General features: G+C 65.2%; 14 protein-coding genes. 13 read left to right on the top strand and 1 reads right to left on the bottom strand.

The window, feature by feature from the left end; all coding sequences use genetic code 11:
- Positions 1–168: 168 nt before the first annotated feature.
- From choX (ABWY06_RS18380) to betA, 8 genes are all read left to right on the top strand, one after another.
- The gene (choX, locus tag ABWY06_RS18380; protein ID WP_353927025.1) at positions 169–1,098 is read left to right on the top strand and encodes a choline ABC transporter substrate-binding protein; all 930 of its coding nucleotides are present in this window, start codon (positions 169–171) and stop codon (positions 1,096–1,098) included.
- A 110-nt stretch (positions 1,099–1,208) separates the two neighbouring features.
- Positions 1,209–2,147: a choline ABC transporter substrate-binding protein gene (gene choX, locus ABWY06_RS18375; RefSeq protein WP_353927024.1), complete on the top strand. Its 939-nt coding sequence runs from the start codon at positions 1,209–1,211 to the stop codon at positions 2,145–2,147.
- Between the two features lie 611 nt (positions 2,148–2,758).
- Entirely contained in the window at positions 2,759–3,697 is a 939-nt protein-coding gene (locus ABWY06_RS18370; RefSeq protein ID WP_353927023.1) for a choline ABC transporter substrate-binding protein, read from the top strand.
- An 89-nt stretch (positions 3,698–3,786) separates the two neighbouring features.
- The gene (gene choW, locus ABWY06_RS18365; protein ID WP_353927022.1) at positions 3,787–4,638 is read left to right on the top strand and encodes a choline ABC transporter permease subunit; all 852 of its coding nucleotides are present in this window, start codon (positions 3,787–3,789) and stop codon (positions 4,636–4,638) included.
- A complete protein-coding gene (gene choV, locus ABWY06_RS18360; protein WP_353927021.1) occupies positions 4,635–5,861 on the top strand; it encodes a choline ABC transporter ATP-binding protein in 1,227 nt (408 codons plus the stop codon). Before choW ends, choV begins: the two co-directional genes overlap by 4 nt.
- Positions 5,862–5,999: 138 nt before the next feature.
- Positions 6,000–6,593: a transcriptional regulator BetI gene (gene betI, locus ABWY06_RS18355; RefSeq protein WP_353927020.1), complete on the top strand. Its 594-nt coding sequence runs from the start codon at positions 6,000–6,002 to the stop codon at positions 6,591–6,593.
- 47 nt (positions 6,594–6,640) lie between these two features.
- Positions 6,641–8,113 (top strand): betaine-aldehyde dehydrogenase, encoded by a 1,473-nt coding sequence (gene betB, locus ABWY06_RS18350; protein ID WP_353927019.1) that lies wholly within the window; start codon positions 6,641–6,643, stop codon positions 8,111–8,113.
- A gap of 108 nt (positions 8,114–8,221) precedes the next feature.
- Positions 8,222–9,898 carry a choline dehydrogenase gene (gene betA, locus ABWY06_RS18345; protein WP_353927018.1) on the top strand — a complete coding sequence of 559 codons (1,677 nt, stop codon included), beginning with the start codon at positions 8,222–8,224 and terminating at the stop codon, positions 9,896–9,898.
- 162 nt (positions 9,899–10,060) lie between these two features.
- Here the strand turns inward: betA and ABWY06_RS18340 are convergent, their stop codons facing one another.
- Positions 10,061–12,220 carry an AAA family ATPase gene (locus ABWY06_RS18340; RefSeq protein WP_353927017.1) on the bottom strand — a complete coding sequence of 720 codons (2,160 nt, stop codon included), beginning with the start codon at positions 12,218–12,220 and terminating at the stop codon, positions 10,061–10,063.
- Between the two features lie 265 nt (positions 12,221–12,485).
- Here ABWY06_RS18340 and ABWY06_RS18335 point away from each other — a divergent pair, with 265 nt between their 5' ends.
- The 5 genes from ABWY06_RS18335 (at position 12,486) to ABWY06_RS18315 (ending at position 18,939) form a co-directional block, all read left to right on the top strand.
- The gene (locus tag ABWY06_RS18335) at positions 12,486–13,928 is read left to right on the top strand and encodes a TldD/PmbA family protein (RefSeq protein WP_353927016.1); all 1,443 of its coding nucleotides are present in this window, start codon (positions 12,486–12,488) and stop codon (positions 13,926–13,928) included.
- A complete protein-coding gene (locus ABWY06_RS18330) occupies positions 13,928–15,268 on the top strand; it encodes a TldD/PmbA family protein (protein WP_353927015.1) in 1,341 nt (446 codons plus the stop codon). The genes ABWY06_RS18335 and ABWY06_RS18330 overlap by 1 nt, the downstream gene beginning before the upstream one ends.
- 68 nt (positions 15,269–15,336) lie before the next feature.
- Positions 15,337–16,077, top strand: coding sequence for a hypothetical protein (locus ABWY06_RS18325; protein ID WP_353927014.1), 741 nt, complete (start codon positions 15,337–15,339; stop codon positions 16,075–16,077).
- A 90-nt stretch (positions 16,078–16,167) separates the two neighbouring features.
- The gene (gene dbpA, locus ABWY06_RS18320; protein WP_353927013.1) at positions 16,168–17,547 is read left to right on the top strand and encodes an ATP-dependent RNA helicase DbpA; all 1,380 of its coding nucleotides are present in this window, start codon (positions 16,168–16,170) and stop codon (positions 17,545–17,547) included.
- A 138-nt stretch (positions 17,548–17,685) separates the two neighbouring features.
- Complete coding sequence (locus tag ABWY06_RS18315) at positions 17,686–18,939, top strand: diguanylate cyclase (RefSeq protein ID WP_353927012.1); 1,254 nt, start codon at positions 17,686–17,688, stop codon at positions 18,937–18,939.
- The last annotated feature ends 27 nt before the right edge of the window (positions 18,940–18,966 follow it).

Raw genomic sequence — 18,966 nt, 5'->3', positions numbered from 1 at the left:
CGAACGCGCTGCGCCATGCTGGATACGACCTGTCAGACCTCAAATGCGACCTGATCGGTAGGCGCAGCGCTCAGCCTGTTCCATCATCGCGGCACTGGCGCGCTGCATGCACAGCCGAACCCGACATGCGCGTCGCGCCGACGCATTCTCTTGTTTTAAGGATCCCCCATGAAAGGCATAACCTCTTTCTGTTTGACGCTGTGCCTCAGCACCCCTCTGCTGGCCACGGCCGCGGAACCCGACAGTTGCAAGCTGGTGCGTTTCGGTGACATCGGCTGGGCGGATATCGCCGTGACCAACGCGGTCACCCGCTTTCTGTTGTCCTCCCTGGGCTACACCACCCAGGCCACTCAGCGCACCTCCCAGGAAACCTACGCGGCCCTGAAGGACAATACCCTTGATGTGTTCCTCGGTAACTGGGTGCCGGCCGGCAGCCAACCGTCGCCGGATGGCAGCCGCAGCGAAACCCTGCGCGCCAACCTGCTGGGGGCCAAATACACCCTGGCGGTGCCCGATTACGTCTACGACGCCGGGCTGCACAGCTTCGCCGACATCGCCAAGTACAGTACCGAGCTGAACGGGGAGATCCAGGGGATCCACCCGGGCAGCGGCAACAAGCGCATCGCCAAGATGATCGCCGAGAATACCTTTGGCCTGGGCAAGTTCAAACTGATCGAAAGCAACGAAAAACACATGCTGGCCAATGTCGGCCGTGCCATGCACCTCAAGCAATGGCGGGTGTTTCTGGGCTGGGAACCGCACCCGATGAACACCCGCATGAAACTGCGCTACCTCGAAGGCGGTGACGACATCTTCGGCCCCGAATACGGTTCTTCCACCGTCTACACCAACACCCGCGTTGGCTACGCCAAGGAGTGCAGCAACGTCGGCCAACTGCTGCAGAACCTGGAGTTCAGCCTGGAGATGGAAAACGTGTTGATGGACGCCGTGCAGAATCAACAGGAAACCCCACGTCGCGCGGCCAAAGCCTGGCTCAAGACCCACCCGCAGGTGCTGGACGCCTGGCTTGCCGGGGTCAAGACGCGCGATGGACAACCCGGCCTCGACGCGGTGAAAGCGTCGCTGGGGCTGCAGTAACCCGCGACCGGCAGGGCGGCGGCGGATCCGCCGCCCGGCTGGCGTGTCCCACCCCGCTCGGGCAACCTGGCTGAGCGATCCAAGCCCATGATCCCCAAGGAGTACCACGCATGAAAGGCTTTGCCGTCGCCTGTTTATCTCTCTGCCTGAGTTTGCCGGGCCTGGCCCGCGCCGCGGAACCGCAAAGCTGCAAGCTGGTGCACTTCTCCGATGTCGGCTGGACCGATATCACCATGACCACCGCCACCACCCGTATCGTTCTCGGCGCCCTGGGCTACGTGACCAAGGCCAAGCGCCTGTCGGTGCCGGCGACCTACAAGGAGTTGAGCGAGGGCAAGCTCGATATCTTCCTCGGTAACTGGATGCCGGCCCAGGAAAACGACCTCAAGCCCTACCTGGCCAACAACAGCATCGACAGCCTGGGGGTCAACCTGCAAGGCGCCAAATACACCCTGGCCGTCACGGCACCGGCCTACGAGGCCGGGGTACGCACCTTCGCCGACCTGGCCAAGCACGCCGACCAGTTCGACAGCAAACTCTATGGCATCGAGCCGGGCAACGACGGCAACAAGCTGCTGACCGACATGATCGCCAAGAACAGCTTCGGCCTGGGCAAGTTCCAGGTCGTCGAATCCAGCGAGCAGGGCATGCTGGCCCACGTGCTGCGCGCCCAGCACCTGAACAAGTGGATCGTTTTCCTCGGCTGGGCGCCCCATCCGATGAACAACCGGGTGAAGATGCATTACCTCGATGGCGGCGACGAGTTCTTCGGCCCCAATTTCGGCGGCGCCACCGTCTACACCACCGTACGTGCCGGTTATGCCCGCGAGTGCCCGAATGTCGGGCAGTTTCTCGGCAACCTGGTATTCAACGTCGAGATGGAAAACCAGCTGATGGATGCCGTGCTCAATGAACACGTCAACCGCCGCCAAGCCGCCAAGGCCTGGCTCAAGGCCAATCCCCAGGTCCTCGATGGCTGGCTGGCCGGTGTGACCACCTACGACGGCCAACCCGGGCTGGAAGCGGTCAAGGCCAAACTCGGCCTCTGAACCGGCCTGACGCACGCCCGACCGGCTCGGGCCTGTTGATACGATGCACAGGGGTTGCACGCCAAAGGGGCCCAGACGCTACTGCGCGACGTGCCTAGGGATGATCATGCCCTCCCCCCTCTGGTAGGAGGCCCGCCCTCTGGCCGAAGCCGGGGTAGGCCGATCCCTGTAATCCGCCCCCTCCGGCGCAAGAGCGCGTCCCACAGGGTGCACCGCCACGCTGGAGGGGTGCCGATGTCCCGCCCCTGGCCTGGGGCCATTCTTCTCGGCAACGCGGCGCGCGTGGCCAGTGTCAACAGGCCCAAGGCGCATCGTCCGGTGCTCGTCCCGTGGCCCATCTTTGGATGGGCATGCGGGCCTCGCGGACCCTCCAAGCGCGTGCGAAATCGTCATCTGCGACACCACCCATGCTGGATACGACGCCGGCTGCACTGGATACGACCCCCCCTGTAGGCGTTTGTTTTGGCCTGTTCCATGATCGGGCTCGACTCGACCGCTAGGCTGGGTGATGGTGAAGTGCGCAGTCGATGACCCGCATGCCCGCACATTAGAAAAAACGGCACCTGCGCTCCATCGAGCCCTGCCGATAAAAACCGAAGAGGAGTCCGCCCATGAAAGGTTGCACATCATTGCTCTTGGCCGCGTCCCTGAGCTTGCCCCTGCTGGCGCAGGCGGCGGAGCCGGAGTCCTGTAGCACGGTCCGTTTCGCCGACGTCGGCTGGACGGACATCACCGTCACCACCGCGGTCACCAGCGCGGTGCTCGAGTCCCTGGGTTACACCGCCAAAACCAACCTGATTTCCGTGCCGGTGACCTACAAGTCGCTGGAGAACAAGGACATCGACGTCTTCCTCGGCAACTGGATGCCGACCATGGAAAACGACATCAAGGCGTACCGCGACAAGGGCAGCGTGGAAACCGTACGGGCCAACCTGGAAGGGGCCAAATACACCCTGGCCGTATCGGACGCGGCCTACCAGGCGGGCCTGAAAACCTTCGCCGACATCGCCAAGTTCGCCGACAAGCTGGACGGCAAGATCTACGGCATCGAGCCGGGCAACGACGGCAACCGCCTGATCCAGGGCATGATCGACAAGAACCTGTTCGACCTGGGCAAGTTCAAGGTGGTCGAGTCCAGCGAGGCGGGCATGCTGTCCCAGGTGCAACGGGCCGAACGGCGCGACCAGTGGGTGGTGTTCCTCGGCTGGGAACCGCACCCGATGAACAGCCGTTTCAAGATGCACTACCTGGAAGGCGGGGATGACGTCTTCGGCCCCAACCTGGGCGGCGCCACCATCTACACCAACGTCCGCAAGGGCTACGTGCAGGAATGCGCCAACGTCGGCAAGCTGCTGACCAACCTGGTGTTCACCCTGGACATGGAAAACTCGCTGATGGACGCGGTGCTCAACGGCAACAAGAAGCCGGCTGAAGCGGCCGCGGCCTGGATCAAGGCCAATCCCCAGGCGCTCGATGCCTGGCTGGCCGGCGTGACCAGCCGCGATGGCAAACCAGCCCTGGAAGTCGCTAAAGCCAAGTTGGCGCAGTAGAACCGCCCGCCCCCGAGCGCCGCCCAGGGCGCTCGGGGATGGCCCGGCACCGCCGTGCCTTACCGTTTCCCTCCTGCGTGTGGATGTCCATGAGCATACTGACTGATCACAAAATACCCCTCGGGCAGGTCATCGCCGACTTCGTCGAATGGCTGACCCAGCACGGTGCCGATTATTTCGACGCCTTTGCCGATGGCCTGGAGCTGATGATCCATGGCGTAACCTTCGGCCTGACCTGGTTCAACCCGCTGGCGCTGATCGGCCTGTTCGGCCTGCTGACCCAATTGATCCAGCGCAAATGGGGCCTGACCCTGTTTTGCGTCCTGTCCTTCCTGCTGATCCTCAACCTGGGGTACTGGCAGGAAACCATGGAAACCCTGGCCCAGGTGCTGTTCGCCACCCTGGTCTGCGTGCTGATAGGCGTACCGCTGGGGATCTATGCGGCGCACAAGCCCACCTTCTACACCGTGATGCAGCCGGTCCTCGACCTGATGCAGACGGTTCCGACCTTCGTCTACCTGATCCCGACCCTGACCCTGTTCGGCTTGGGCGTGGTGCCCGGACTGATTTCCACCGTGGTCTTCGCCGTCGCCGCGCCGATCCGCCTGACTTACCTGGGGATCCGCGACGTGCCCCACGAGCTGCTGGACGCCGGCAAGGCCTTTGGCTGCTCGCGCCGCCAGTTGCTGACACGCATCGAGCTGCCCCATGCCATGCCGAGCATCGCGGCGGGCATCACCCAATGCATCATGCTGTCGCTGTCGATGGTGGTGATCGCCGCCCTGGTCGGCGCCGACGGCCTGGGCAAGCCAGTGGTCAACGCGTTGAACACCGCGGATATCGCCCTGGGTTTCGAAGCCGGCCTGGCGATCGTGCTGCTGGCCATTATTCTCGACCGGGTCTGCAAGCAGCCCGAAGCCAAACAGAGGACTGCCGCATGAGCATGATTCGTTTCGAGAACGTAGACGTCGTCTTCTCCAAGTACCCGCGTGAGGCCCTCGCGCTGCTGGATCAAGGCCTCACGCGGGATCAGATCATCAAGAAGACCGGCCTGATCGTGGGCGTTGAAAAGGCCAACCTGGAGATCGAGCGCGGCGAAATCTGCGTGCTGATGGGGCTCTCCGGCTCCGGCAAGTCCAGCCTGCTGCGCTGCATCAATGGGCTCAACACCGTCAGCCGCGGCCGCTTGCTGATCGAGCATGAAGGCGCCAATGTCGACATCGCCAGCTGCTCGGCCGCCACGCTCAAGGCCATGCGCACCAAACGCATCGCCATGGTGTTCCAGAAGTTCGCCCTGATGCCCTGGCTGACGGTGGAGGAGAACATCAGTTTCGGCCTGGAGATGCAGGGCCGCCCCAGCGCCGAGCGGAAAAAGCTCACCGACGACAAGCTTGAGCTGGTTGGCCTTACCCAGTGGCGCCACAAGCGCCCGGACGCACTGTCCGGCGGCATGCAACAGCGGGTCGGCCTGGCCCGCGCGCTGGCCATGGACGCCGATATCCTGTTGATGGACGAGCCCTTCTCCGCCCTCGACCCGCTGATTCGCCAAGGCCTGCAGGACGAGCTGCTGGAGCTGCAAAGCCGGCTGAACAAGACCATCGTGTTCGTCAGCCATGACCTGGACGAGGCGCTGAAAATCGGCACGCGCATCGCCATCATGAAAGACGGGCGGATCATTCAGCACGGCAAACCGGAAGACATCGTGCTCAACCCCGCCGATGAATACGTGCGCCTTTTCGTCGCCCACACCAACCCGCTCAACGTCCTGCGCGGCTCCAGCCTGATGCGTCCGCTGGCGCAGTGCCAGACCGCGGCTGGCGAGGTCTGCCTCGACCAGGGCCGCGATTGCTGGATGGGCCTGAACGCCGAAGGCGCGGTCACCCAACTGCGCCAGGGCAAGCAAAAACTGTCGGTGCAGGCCTGGGCCCCTGGCCAGTCGCTAGGGACGCTACAGGACCAGCCGACCCTGGTCGATGCGCGTATCGCCATGCGCGATGCCTTGCAGATCCGTTACCAGACCGGACACAAGCTGATGCTGCAGGACCAGGGCAAACTGGTCGGCATTCTCGGCGACAGCGAGCTGTACCACGCCCTGCTCGGCAAGAACCTGGAAAAAAGCGAACCCGCGGTACCCGCCGCCGCGCCGCTGTCGCAGGTGGTCTAGACCGTTCGAAAATCGGCGACGGGGGCCGCAAGCCACGGCCCACGTCGCTTTCAGCTATGCCCGGTCGTTTTTATTGATTGTTCGTTCAATAAAAAACACCTAGACTTTATCGACGTCTCACGCGCTCCGGAGAGCCTGATGCCCAAAGTCGGTATGCAACCCATCCGCCGCTCGCAGCTGATCAACGCCACGCTGCAGGCAGTCGACCAGGTCGGTATGGGCGATGCCAGCATCGCCCTGATCGCCCGCCTGGCCGGGGTGTCCAACGGCATCATCAGCCACTATTTCCGGGACAAGAACGGCCTGCTCGAGGCGACCATGCGCCACCTGATGAGCGCCCTCAACCTGGCGGTCCGCGAACGCCGCGCCGCACTGACCGAGGACAGCCCGCGCGCGCACTTGCGCGCCATCATCGCCGGCAACTTCGATGACACCCAGGTCAATGGCCCGGCGGTGAAGACCTGGCTGGCGTTCTGGGCTGTCAGCATGCATCAACCGGCCCTGCGCCGCCTGCAACGGATCAACGACCACCGCCTGTATTCCAACCTGTGCTGCGAACTGCAGCGCCTGCTGCCCCAGGCCGCGGCACGTAACGCCGCACGTGGCCTGGCCGCCCTGATCGATGGCCTGTGGCTGCGCGGCGCGCTGTCCGGCCCGGCCTTCGACACCCAGCAAGCACTGGACATCGCCTACAACTACCTGGACCTGCAGCTGGCCAAACCGACCGGCTGACCCCGCGCCCCGTCAAGACCGCGCCCCCCCTAGACTCTGGAGACCATATGCCTCGCTTCGAACTGCAAAAACTCTACATCCATGGCGCCTACGTGGATGCCACCAGCGGCGAGCACTTCGAGTCGATCAATCCGGCCACCGGGGAAGTCCTCGCCCGGGTGCAGCGCGCCTCCCAGGCCGATGTCGAGCGGGCCGTGGTCAGCGCCGAGCAGGGGCAGAAAGTCTGGGCAGCGATGACCGCCATGCAGCGCTCGCGCATCCTGCGCAAGGCGGTGGACATCCTGCGCGAGCGCAACGACGAGCTGGCCGAGCTGGAAACCCTGGACACCGGCAAGCCGCTGTCGGAAACCCGCTATGTCGACATCGTCACCGGCGCCGATGTACTGGAGTACTACGCCGGCCTGGTGCCGGCCATCGAGGGCGAGCAAATCCCGCTGCGCGAGACGGCCTTTGTCTATACCCGCCGCGAGCCGCTGGGGGTGGTGGCCGGTATCGGTGCCTGGAACTACCCGATCCAGATCGCCCTGTGGAAATCCGCCCCGGCCCTGGCCGCCGGCAACGCCATGATCTTCAAACCCAGCGAAGTCACCTCGTTGACCACCTTGAAGCTGGCCGAGATCTACAGCGCCGCCGGCCTGCCCGATGGCGTGTTCAACGTGGTCACCGGCAGCGGCCGCGAGGTTGGCACCTGGCTGACCGAACACCCGCGTATCGAGAAAATCTCCTTTACCGGCGGCACCGACACCGGCAAGAAAGTCATGGCCAGCGCCTCCAGCTCCTCGCTGAAGGACGTCACCATGGAGCTGGGCGGCAAATCGCCGTTGATCATTTTCGAGGACGCTAACCTCAACCGCGCCGCGGATATCGCGGTCATGGCCAACTTCTACAGCTCCGGCCAGGTCTGCACCAATGGCACCCGGGTCTTTATACCGCGCGCCTTGCAGGCGCGCTTCGAAGCCAAGGTACTCGAGCGCGTCCAGCGCATCCGCCTGGGCGACCCGACCGACGCGCAGACCAACTTCGGCCCGCTGGTCAGCTTCGCCCATATGGACAGCGTGTTGAAGTACATCGCCCAGGGCAAGGCCGAGGGTGCCCGCCTGCTCTGTGGCGGCGAGCGGGTCATCGACGGCGCGTTCGCCCAGGGCGCCTACGTGGCGCCCACCGTGTTCAGCGACTGCCGGGACGACATGACCATAGTGCGCGAGGAAATCTTCGGCCCGGTCATGAGCATCCTGGTCTACGACGACGAGGCCGAAGTCATCCGCCGCGCCAACGACAGCGAGTTCGGCCTGGCGGCCGGGGTCGTGACCCAGGACCTCAATCGCGCGCATCGGGTGATCCACCAGTTGGAAGCCGGTATCTGCTGGATCAATACCTGGGGCGAGTCGCCGGCGGAAATGCCGGTGGGGGGTTACAAGCAGTCCGGGGTCGGCCGCGAAAACGGCCTGGTGACCCTGACCCAGTACACCCGGATCAAATCGGTGCAGGTCGAGTTGGGCGACTACAACTCGGTGTTTTAGAGACGCAGCCGCAAGCAGCAAGAAAAGCAGCTGCAAGCTGCAACAGCAGAGCGGTTTTGGCTTTAGCTTGCCGCTTGTTGCTTACCGCTTTCCTCTTAAGGATGCCCCATGGAATTCGACTACATCATCATCGGCGCCGGTTCGGCCGGGAACACCCTGGCCGCGCGCCTGAGCGAGGATGCCGAGGTCAGCGTGCTGCTGCTGGAAGCCGGCGGGCCGGACTATCGCCTGGATTTCCGCACCCAGATGCCGGCGGCACTGGCGTTCCCGCTGCAGGGACGGCGTTACAACTGGGCCTACCTGACCGATCCGGAACCGCACATGGACAACCGCCGGATGGAGTGCGGACGCGGCAAGGGCCTGGGCGGCTCGTCCCTGATCAACGGCATGTGCTACATCCGTGGCAATGCCCTGGATTATGACGGCTGGGCCAAACTGCCGGGCCTCGAGGACTGGAGCTACCTGGACTGCCTGCCGTATTTTCGCAAGGCGGAAAGCCGCGACAGCGGCGCCAACGATTACCACGGTGGCGATGGCCCGGTCTGCGTGACCACCCCCAAGGCCGGCAATAACCCGCTGTTCCACGCCATGGTCGAGGCCGGGGTGCAGGCCGGTTACCCGCGCACCGAAGACCTCAACGGCTACCAGCAGGAAGGCTTCGGCCCCATGGACCGTACCGTGACGCCCCAGGGCCGGCGCTCCAGCACCGCCCGCGGCTACCTGGACCAGGCCCGTAGCCGGCCGAACCTGCATATCATCACCCATGCCCTGACCGACCGGATTCTGTTCGAAGGCAAACGCGCCACGGGCGTGGCCTACCTGCCGGGCAAGGCCACGCAGCCGCTCACGGTAAAGGCACGCCGCGAGGTGCTGCTCTGTGGCGGCGCGATTGCCTCGCCGCAGATCCTGCAGCGCTCGGGCGTCGGCCCGGCGGCATTGCTGGAGCGGCTGCAGATTCCGCTGGTGCACGACCTGCCCGGGGTCGGCCAGAACCTGCAGGACCATCTGGAAATGTACCTGCAGTTCGAGTGCGTCAAACCGGTGTCGTTGTACCCCGCGCTCAAATGGTGGAATCAACCGCCGATTGGCGCCCAGTGGCTGTTTCTCGGCAGCGGCGTCGGTGCCAGCAACCAGTTCGAGGCCGGCGGTTTTATCCGCTCCCGGCCGGAATTCGAATGGCCGAACATCCAGTACCACTTCCTGCCCGTCGCGGTCAGCTACAACGGCAGCAACGCCTACAACGGCCACAGCTTCCAGGCCCACGTCGGCTCCATGCGCTCGCCCAGCCGCGGCCGCATCGAACTGCGCTCCAGGGATCCGCGCCAGGACCCGAGTATCCTGTTCAACTACATGGCCACCGAACAGGACTGGCAGGAGTTCCGCGATGGCATCCGCATCACCCGCGAGATCATGGCGCAACCGGCGCTGGACCCCTACCGCGGCAAGGAACTGAGCCCCGGCGCCGGAGTGAACAGCGATGCCGAGCTGGACGCCTTTGTTCGCGAACATGCCGAAACGGCCTACCACCCCTCCTGCTCCTGCAAGATGGGCGAGGACGCCTTGGCCGTGGTCGATGGTCAGGGACGGGTGCATGGCCTGCAGGGGTTGCGGGTGGTGGACGCCTCGATCATGCCGTTGATCACCACCGGCAACCTCAATGCGCCGACCATCATGATCGCCGAGAAGATTGCCGACCGTATCCGCGGGCGGGCACCCTTGCCGCGCAGTCAGGCCGATTACTACGTGGCCGGCGGTGCCCCGGTGCGCGGTGCGCCACTGCGCTAAGCGCCTGTGGACATTAACCCTCGCGAGGCGCGTTGCCGCGAAGAAGGGATTATTCGTGGTCCGGTCTGACGCTCCCGATGGCCCGTTTCATGCCGAGTCTGGTTTCAAAACCAGGTTCGGCGCGGCTGTGCGGATAGTGTCCACTGGGCCTGGGGGCCGGGCTCAGGTGTCCGGGGCCGGCCAGGTGTCATTCGGCAGCAGCCGGCGACTGCCCGGAGACCGGATGCCCGCGGGCAGTCGCGGCAGCGGGCTGGGCAAGGCCGGTCCGCTGCCGGCGCCCATCTCCACACACTGCACCAGGTCCTGCCGTGCGTCATAGGAAAAACGCAGCCGCCGTGGACGATCCGCGTCCTCCTGGAGCAACCATTGCGCCAAGGGTATCTCCAGCGCCTGGCGAATCTGCCGTTTCAACTCGCGGGCACCGGCCAGCGGTCCCTGCGCCTGTGCAGCCAGATGACGAATCAGCTGATTGTCCACCAGCAGCTCGACCCCCTGCTTGAGCACCCGGTTTTTCAGGCGCTGCAGCTGCAGGCGGGTGATGGCCTGCAGCTGACGCAGCGTCAGCGGCTCGAACACCACCACCTGGTCCAGGCGATTGATAAACTCCGGGCGAAAGTGCTGTCGCAGCTGATGCATCAGGTCCTCCGGACCGCTCGCCCCTGGAAGGGCCGTGCCGCCGAGGTTGCTGGTGGCGATGATCAGCGTCTGGCTGAAGTCCACCCGTCGGCCCTGGGCGTCGGTCAGTCGACCGGCATCCAATACCGGCAATAGCAGCTGGCTGACATCGCCATGGGCCTTGTCCAGCTCATCCAGCAGGATCAGGCAGTAGGGCTGGCGGCGCACCCGTTCGGTCAGTTGTCCGGCTTCGTCATGGCCGACATAGCCTGGAGGGGCCCCGATCAGGCGCGAGACCGTATGCGGCTCCTGGTATTCACTCATATCCAGGCGGATCAACGCCTCCTCGCTGCCGAACAACAGCTCAGCCAGTGCCTTGGCCAGCTCGGTCTTGCCAACCCCGGAGGGGCCCACGAACAACAGGCTGGCGATCGGCTGGCTGCCGGTGTGCAACCCGGTGCGCGCCAGCCGAATGGCATCACAGACACGCCTGACCGCCGCTTCCTGGCCGATTACCCGCCGGTGCAGGCGGCGCTCCAAGTGCAGCAAGCGCTCGCGTTCGGGACGGCCCAGCTCGGCCAAGGGGATTCCGGTCAATCGGCTGACCACGCCGGCGATATCCTCGCGGCCCACGCGCGCGCTGGCAGGCGGCACCTGCACTGCATAGCCGGCCGGGCACTCGCGCACCACCAGGGCCGCTTCACGGGGTGAAGCGGCGCTCAGGCCCAGCTCGATCTGCTGCCCGGCGTCGGTCGGCGGCGGGGGGATGCCCTTGCCGCAAGCGATGCTGACCCGCGCGGCGGCCTGGTCGAGCAGGTCGATGGCCTTGTCCGGCAGGAAGCGCTGGCCGATGTAACGGACCGCCAGCGTGATCGCCGCGCTCAACGCCGGGTCGCTGATCGCTACCCGATGATGGCGTTCGAGCCCCGCACGCAGCCCTCGCAGGATGCCGAGGGTCTGCTTCGGCGTGGGTTCGGGCACCTGAACCGGCTGGAAGCGTCGGGCCAGGGCCAGGTCCTTCTCCAGGTACCTACGGTAGTCATCCAGCGTGGTGGCGCCGATCAGGCTCAGCTCGCCGCGGGCCAGCACCGGCTTCAAGCCATTGCCCAGGTCGAGCCCACCGGCGCCGCTGCCCCCGGCACCGACGATAATATGCACCTCGTCGATAAACAGGATCAGTTGATCGCGCTGCGCCGAGACCTCAAGCAGCAACCGCTGCAAACGCCGCTCGAACTCGCCGCGAAAATGCGCACCCGCCAGCAGGCTGGTCAGGTTCAACTCCACCAGCCGCTTGCCACTCAACAGCGGCGGTACGTCAGCCCGCAATAACCGCTGGGCCAGCCCCTCGACCAAGGCTGTCTTGCCGACCCCGGGTTCGCCGATCAGCAGGGGATTGGGTTTGCGCCGTCGGGCGAGCACCTCCAGCATGACCTGCAATTCCGCCTCGCGGCCGACCAGCGGATCGAGCTGTCCCTGCCGGGCCAGCAGGCTGAGGTCACGGCTGAATTGATCCAGCCAGGGCGTGCCGCAGGCGGCTCCGCCGCGCCGCGCGGGCGGCTCGAACCCGACCGGGGGAGGCTGGTTGTGCAGGTGCAGCACGCGTCGATAATGCAGCTCGCACAAGGCCATGTGCCGCCGCTGGCCGTTCTGCACCAGTTCGACCCGTGTTACCGCCGGGCGCTGGTGACAGATCGCACACAGGTCCATGGCCTTACCTCCCAGATCGGGTACACCAACAGGGTGTTCGACGGCTGGCGGCACGAGCAAAAAGGAACGGGCGACCGAGGGCAGTGCGGGACGCGGAAACGGGCCTACGACACGAACGATTCACTAGGTCTAGCACAGCGACCGGTGAACACCAGCACCCAACGAGACGAGTAGCCTCGCGCCACGCGGAGCGCTTGTGGTGGTCGCGCGGTTCGGCAATCATGCCCGTCTATGGGGATCACGCCCCGCGCCACTGGGACCGCTTATGTTCGATGCGTTCGCCGCTGTAAAACGGCATTTTTCTGCACTGCACTGCACCGCTGAACACTGGTCGCTGCGTTATGTGCGCCAGGACCACCAGCGCCTGGCGGTCCGCAAGCACATCGCCGAGCCGCCGCGATTCAGCCGCGATGAAGGGGCCATGCTCTGTGTGCGGGTCGCCGGCGTCGAGGCCTATGCCGCCACCAGCGACCTGTCCCTGGCCGGCCTGCAAGCTGCCCTGTCGCGCGCCGAGACCCAGGCACGGCAACTGGCGCCCTGGGCCTTGCTGGACCTGGCTGACCTGCCCGTCGCCACGGGCCGCGGGCACTACCTGTCGCCCGGTTTCGAACAGGCGTTTCCCTCGCTGGCTGACTGTTATGCCTTGCTCGGCGCCGAATCGGCGGCAGTGCCGACGGACCCGCGCCTGGTCAACTGGCACGCCGGACTCGAGGTGACGGTCCTCGAACAGCTGTACCTGAACAGCGCCGGCGCCGAACAGCTGCATGGCCAACGCTTTGTCTACCCCCACCTGGGCGTCACCGCCTATGACGGCCAGGACAGCCAGACCCGCAACCTCGGTGGCGCGCACCTGTGCCAGCAAGGCGACGGCCAGCTACTCGAGCGTCTGGGCCTGATCGGCGCGGCACCGCAAGTGGCCGACCAGGCCCTGCAGCTGCTGCTGGCACCGAACACCCCCAGCGGCCAAAGGGACCTGCTGCTGATGCCCGACCAGATGATCCTGCAGATCCACGAATCCATCGGTCACCCCCTGGAACTGGACCGCATCCTGGGCGACGAGCGCAACTACGCCGGGACCAGCTTCGTCACCGCGCACGACTTCGGTACCCTGCAGTACGGCTCGACGCTGCTCAACGTGACCTTCGACCCGCTGGTGCCCGAGGAGTTGGCCAGCTACAGCCACGACGACGATGGCAGCCCGGCCCAGCGCGAATTTCTGATCCGCGACGGCTTGTTGCTGCGGCCCCTGGGCGGTGCGCTGTCGCAGTTCCGCAGTGGCCTGGACGGTGTGGCGGCCAGCCGCGCGTGCAACTGGAACCGCGCCCCCATCGACCGCATGGCCAACCTCAATGTCGAGCCGGGCAACCGCACGCTGACAGAGCTGATCGAGGGTATTGAAAGCGGTATCCTGATGGCCAGCAACCGCTCCTGGTCCATCGACGATGCCCGCAACAAATTCCAGTTCGGCTGCGAATGGGGCCAATTGATTGAACAGGGCGAGCTGCGCGGGGTGGTGAAAAACCCGAATTACCGCGGCGTTTCCGCGCACTTCTGGCGCAACCTCAGCGCGGTGGGCGACAGCAGCACCCGCCAGGTGATGGGCACGCCCAATTGCGGCAAGGGCGAACCGAACCAGGCGGCGCGGGTCGGCCACGCTTCACCGGCCTGCGTGTTCACTGCCATCGACGTCTTCGGAGGCGCCGCCTGATGACCCTCGCTTCGCGATCCGAACAGCAGCACTTCGAATGCTTGATCGAACACTTGCGTCGTCAACTGCAAGGCGACGAAGGTTTTACCCTCGGTTACAGCGGCGAAACCTCCGAATTCATCCGCTTCAACCAGGGCCGCGTGCGCCAGGCCGGACAGGTGCAGCAAGCCAGCCTCAGCCTCAAGCTGATCGAGCACGGGCGCCATGCCGACCTGCAGATTACCCTGAGCGGCGAGCCGCAGCTGGACCTGCAGCGCCTCGAAGAGGCCTTGCTGCAACTGCGCCAAAGCCTGCCGCTGCTGACGCCAGACCCCTACCTGCTGCTCAATCAACAGTCCTGGCAGAGCTGCGTCGAACAACGGGCGTCACTGCCCGACAGCGCCGCGGTGGTGCAGCAGATCGAACAGGCCGCCAGCGGCCTGGACCTGGTCGGTTTTTATGCCGCAGGCCCGATCAGCCGCGGCTTCGCCAGCTCGACCGGGGCGTTCGGCTGGCACCTGGCGAGCAGCTTCAATTTTGACTGGAGCCTGTTCCGCGCCGAGGGACAGGCAGTCAAAGCCCAATACGCGGGCCAGACCTGGCAGCCTGAGGTGTTCGCCCGGCGCTTTGCCCTGGCGCGCGAGCAACTGAACCTGCTCGGGCTGCCGCCGCGGACCCGGGCGCCTGGCACCTACCGTGCCTATCTGGCGCCAGCGGCCCTGCAGGAAATCCTCGAGTTGCTGGCCTGGGGCGGCTTTTCCGCTCAGGCCCTGGCCGACAAACACTCTCCGTTGCAGCGCCTGCATAGCGGCGATGCGCAACTCAGCCCCCTGCTGAGCCTGCACGAACGGGTCGACGGTGCCATGAGCCCTGGCTTTTCCAGCGAGGGTTATCCACGCCATGAGCTGTGCCTGATCGACGCAGGGCGACCCGGGGCGACGCTGGCCAGCTCACGCAGCGCCGCCGAATACGGGCTAGCCGCCAATGGTGCCAGCCCCTGGGAGACGCCCCTGGCCCTGGTCATGGCCGGCGGTACACTGGAGCAAGACGCCATCTTGCGGCGCCTAGGAACAGGGCTGTATATCGGCAACCTCTGGTACCTCAACTACTCCGATCAGCCGGCCGCGCGCATGACCGGCATGACCCGCTTCGCCACCTTTTGGGTGGAAAACGGGCAGATCCAGGGGCCGGTCAACAGCATGCGTTTCGATGACAGCCTCTACCGCATGCTCGGCAGCGAGCTCGAAGGGCTGACCCGCGAAACCGAACTGAGCCTGTCCACCAGCACCTACCATGAGCGCCAATTGAGCTCGAGCCGGTTGCCCGGGGCCTTGCTCAGCGGCCTGATCCTGACGTTGTAAGCATGGGCTCGAAGCGGCCACAGCGGCCTGGCGCCGCCCCAGGCCGCGAAAGGTCGAGGACGGTACCGATGCAATGCCCCAAATGCCAGCAGGCCTGCCCGCCGCACAGCCTGGAATGCCCCCACTGCGGCATCATCTTCGCCAAGTACCGGCTGTTTATGGAACGCCAGGCGAGCAGCGGCGTGGAGCATGCGGAGGACAGCCGCTGGCGTCGCATGTGGCGTTGCCTGCTGACCCCACCACCCGCGCGTGCCGGCTTCTGGCATGGCCGCGCGCTGCTCTGGGCGTTATTCGTGCTGTGGGGTGGCAGTTATCTGCTGCGCGATATCGACAGCCTGGCCAACTCGCCGGGGTTTCTGCACAACGTTGACCTGGTGTTCCATGAAGCCGGCCATGTGCTGTTCGGCTTTTTCGGGAAATTCATCGGTTCCCTGGGCGGTACCCTGGGTCAGCTGCTGATGCCTGTCGTGTGCGCGGTCGCGCTGCTGCGGCACAACCGCGACACCTTCGCCGCCAGCCTGTGCCTGTGGTGGACCGGGCAGAACCTGCTGGACATCGCGCCTTACATGGCCGATGCCCGGGCCGGCCAGCTGCCCCTGTTGGGCGGCAACTTCGGCCACTCGTCGCCCTATGGCTTTCATGACTGGGAGTACCTGCTGGGCGAAACCGGTTTACTGGCCTACGACCAGGGCCTGGCCCGCGCCTGCCTGTACCTGGGCCGCCTGGTCATGTTCGCCAGCCTGCTGTGGGGTGCCTACCTGCTGTGGAAAGGACGGCCAGGCAACGGAAATCAGCAGCCTGAAGCCTGAAGCCTGACACCGGCCGGCAGCCGCCGCCCGCCCGGGGCGTCATGCCTGATACACTGCGCGACATTTTGGTTTTTTTGCAGGCCCGTCCCCGTGACCCATACCGCTTTTAATTCACTGCCCCTGTCCGCCGCCATGCTGGCGAACCTGGAGTCCCTCGGTTACACGGAAATGACCGCGGTTCAGGCGCAAAGCCTGCCGGTCATCCTCAAGGGCATGGACCTGATCGCCCAGGCCAAGACCGGCAGTGGCAAGACTGCGGCATTTGGCATCGGCCTGCTTAACCCGCTGAACCCCCGTTACTTCGGCTGCCAGGCCCTGGTGCTCTGTCCGACCCGCGAGTTGGCCGACCAGGTGGCCAAGGAAATCCGTCGACTGGCCCGCGGCGCCGACAATATCAAGGTGCTGACCCTGTGCGGCGGCGTGCCCTTTGGCCCACAGATCGGTTCCCTCGAACACGGCGCGCAGATCATCGTCGGAACACCGGGCCGCATCCAGCAGCACCTGAGCAAGGGCACCCTGAAGCTCGATGGGTTGAATACCCTGGTGCTCGACGAGGCCGACCGCATGCTCGACATGGGCTTTTACGACTCGATCGCCGAGATCATCGGCCAGACCCCCAGCAAGCGCCAGACGCTGTTGTTCTCGGCCACCTACCCGGCCGGGATCAAACAACTCAGCGCCGCCTTTATGCGCGACCCGCAACAGGTGCGCGCCGAGTCGATGCATGGCAACAGCCAGATCGAGCAGCGGTTCTACGAGATCGCCCCGGAAGAGCGGATGGACGCGGTGGTACGCCTGCTGGCCTGTTTCCGCCCGGAATCCTGCGTGGCCTTCTGCTTTACCAAGCAGCAGTGCCAGGAGCTGGTGGAGCACCTGGGGGCCAACGGCATCTCGGCCATGGCCCTCAATGGCGATCTGGAGCAGCGCGACCGTGATCAGGTGCTGGCGATGTTCGCCAACCGCAGCCTGTCGGTGCTGGTGGCCACCGACGTGGCCGCCCGCGGCCTGGATATCGACGCCCTGGACATGGTGATCAACGTCGAGCTGGCGCGTGACTCCGAAATCCACATCCACCGGGTCGGCCGTACCGGCCGTGCCGGCGAAAAAGGCATGGCCATGAGTCTGGTGGCGCCCCCTGAAGCCCATCGTGCCCAAGCCATCGAGGTGTTGCAAAAAGGCCCGCTGAACTGGCACCCGCTGAACAGCCTCAAGGCCCAGACGGGCGCCGCCCTGCAGCCGCCGATGGTGACCCTGTGCATCGCCGGCGGCCGCAAGGACAAGGTGCGGCCTGGCGATATCCTCGGCGCCCTCACCGGCGATGCCGGCATCCCCGGCACCCAGGTGGGCAAGATCGCCATTTTCGATTTCCAGGCCTATGTGGCGGTCGAGCGCAGCGTCGCCAGCCTGGCCCTCAAGCGACTCAACGAGGGCAAAATCAAGGGCCGCAGTCTGCGTGTTCGCCTGCTCTGAGCTGGAGAGCTGAACAGTGGCTGGGCACCTGTTAAGCTCAGCACTGGGTATTCCTGGAAGTCGCGCCCCGCGCCTAGCCTTGCAGGAACAAGCGGCAATCGCCTGACCGGCGCCGGCAGGCTTTACGCGGAGTAGACCGTGCGCAATATTCTGGTGGTGGAAGACAGTCCACTGGTGTTGAAGATACTCGAGCACCTGTTTCGCCAGGAGCCGGAGTTGCAACCGGTGTTTTGCGCGTCGCTGGCGGAAGCCGAACTGATGCTGGACACCTCGGCCGGCTTGTTTTTCGCCGCTCTGGTCGACCTCAACCTGCCCGACGCGCCCAATGGCGAGGTCGTCGACCTGGTGCTGCGCTACCGCGTCCCGTGCATCGTCTTGAGCGGCTCCTACAACGAACAGCGGCGTGACGAACTGCTGCTCAAGGGGGTGGTGGACTATGTGCTCAAGGAAAGCCAGCACTCCTACGAATACGCCTTCCGCCTGATCCATCGGCTGGAAAGCAACTGCCAGGTGAAGATCCTGGTGGCCGAGGACTCGGACGCCACCCGGCACTTTATTCACCGGGTCCTGACCCCGCACCTGTACCAGGTGCTCGAAGCCCGCGACGGCAACGAGGCGCTACGGCTGCTGCAGGAACAACCGGACATCGACCTGCTGCTGGTGGATCACAGCATGCCCGGGCTGAGCGGCTTCGAACTGGTCAAGGTGCTGCGCCAGCAAATGAAACGCCACGACCTGATCATCCTCGGCCTGTCCGCCGACACCAAGGGCTCGCTGAGCGCGATGTTTATCAAACACGGCGCCGACGATTTCCTGCGCAAGCCGTTCTGCCCCGAGGAACTGAATTGCCGGGTGATGTCCACCCTGGAACGCCGCGACCTGGTACGCGCCTTGAAACAGGCCGCGCAATTCGATTCCCTGACCGGCCTGTACAACCGACGCGCGTTCTATGAACAGGGTATTGCGCAATTCCGCCTGGCCCTGCGCAACGCGCAGCCGCTCAGCGTGGCGATGCTCGACCTGGACCTGTTCAAGTCGATTAACGACCAGTACGGGCACGCCAGCGGCGACCTCGCCCTGGCCGGATTCGCCCGGGCTTTTCAGGCGGCGTTGCCGGATGCGCTGCTCGGGCGCCTGGGTGGCGAGGAATTCGCCCTGGTCAGCAGCCTGGACAGCGGCGCGCTGGTGGAGATCCTGGAGCGCTTGCGCGCCGCCTGCGCACAGCTCAAATACGCGGTCGGCGCGCCGCCGCTGAGTTTCAGCGCCGGTCTCTACCATGGCCCGCCCGAGGACCTGGAGAGCCTGCTGCACCAAGCCGATACCCGCCTGTACCAGGCCAAACACCAGGGCCGCGGGTGCACCGTCGCCTACGACGCCACCAGGGCCTGTTGATCGCGTTGTTGCGTAAAGGGCCCCAGG

The sequence above is a fragment of the Pseudomonas sp. genome, assembly GCF_040514055.1.
GTDB lineage: Bacteria > Pseudomonadota > Gammaproteobacteria > Pseudomonadales > Pseudomonadaceae > Aquipseudomonas.
Note: the sequence above shows the minus strand (reverse complement) of the source record. Positions and strands in the feature narration are given on the sequence as shown.

Bases quoted from the DNA above. Each gene is read 5' to 3' on its own strand.
- choX (WP_353927025.1), top strand. From the start codon at position 169: ATGAAAGGCATAACCTCTTTCTGTTTGACGCTGTGCCTCAGCACCCCT.
- choX (WP_353927024.1), top strand. From the start codon at position 1,209: ATGAAAGGCTTTGCCGTCGCCTGTTTATCTCTCTGCCTGAGTTTGCCG.
- ABWY06_RS18370 (WP_353927023.1), top strand. From the start codon at position 2,759: ATGAAAGGTTGCACATCATTGCTCTTGGCCGCGTCCCTGAGCTTGCCC.
- choW (WP_353927022.1), top strand. From the start codon at position 3,787: ATGAGCATACTGACTGATCACAAAATACCCCTCGGGCAGGTCATCGCC.
- choV (WP_353927021.1), top strand. From the start codon at position 4,635: ATGAGCATGATTCGTTTCGAGAACGTAGACGTCGTCTTCTCCAAGTAC.
- betI (WP_353927020.1), top strand. From the start codon at position 6,000: ATGCCCAAAGTCGGTATGCAACCCATCCGCCGCTCGCAGCTGATCAAC.
- betB (WP_353927019.1), top strand. From the start codon at position 6,641: ATGCCTCGCTTCGAACTGCAAAAACTCTACATCCATGGCGCCTACGTG.
- betA (WP_353927018.1), top strand. From the start codon at position 8,222: ATGGAATTCGACTACATCATCATCGGCGCCGGTTCGGCCGGGAACACC.
- ABWY06_RS18340 (WP_353927017.1), bottom strand. From the start codon at position 12,220: ATGGACCTGTGTGCGATCTGTCACCAGCGCCCGGCGGTAACACGGGTC.
- ABWY06_RS18335 (WP_353927016.1), top strand. From the start codon at position 12,486: ATGTTCGATGCGTTCGCCGCTGTAAAACGGCATTTTTCTGCACTGCAC.
- ABWY06_RS18330 (WP_353927015.1), top strand. From the start codon at position 13,928: ATGACCCTCGCTTCGCGATCCGAACAGCAGCACTTCGAATGCTTGATC.
- ABWY06_RS18325 (WP_353927014.1), top strand. From the start codon at position 15,337: ATGCAATGCCCCAAATGCCAGCAGGCCTGCCCGCCGCACAGCCTGGAA.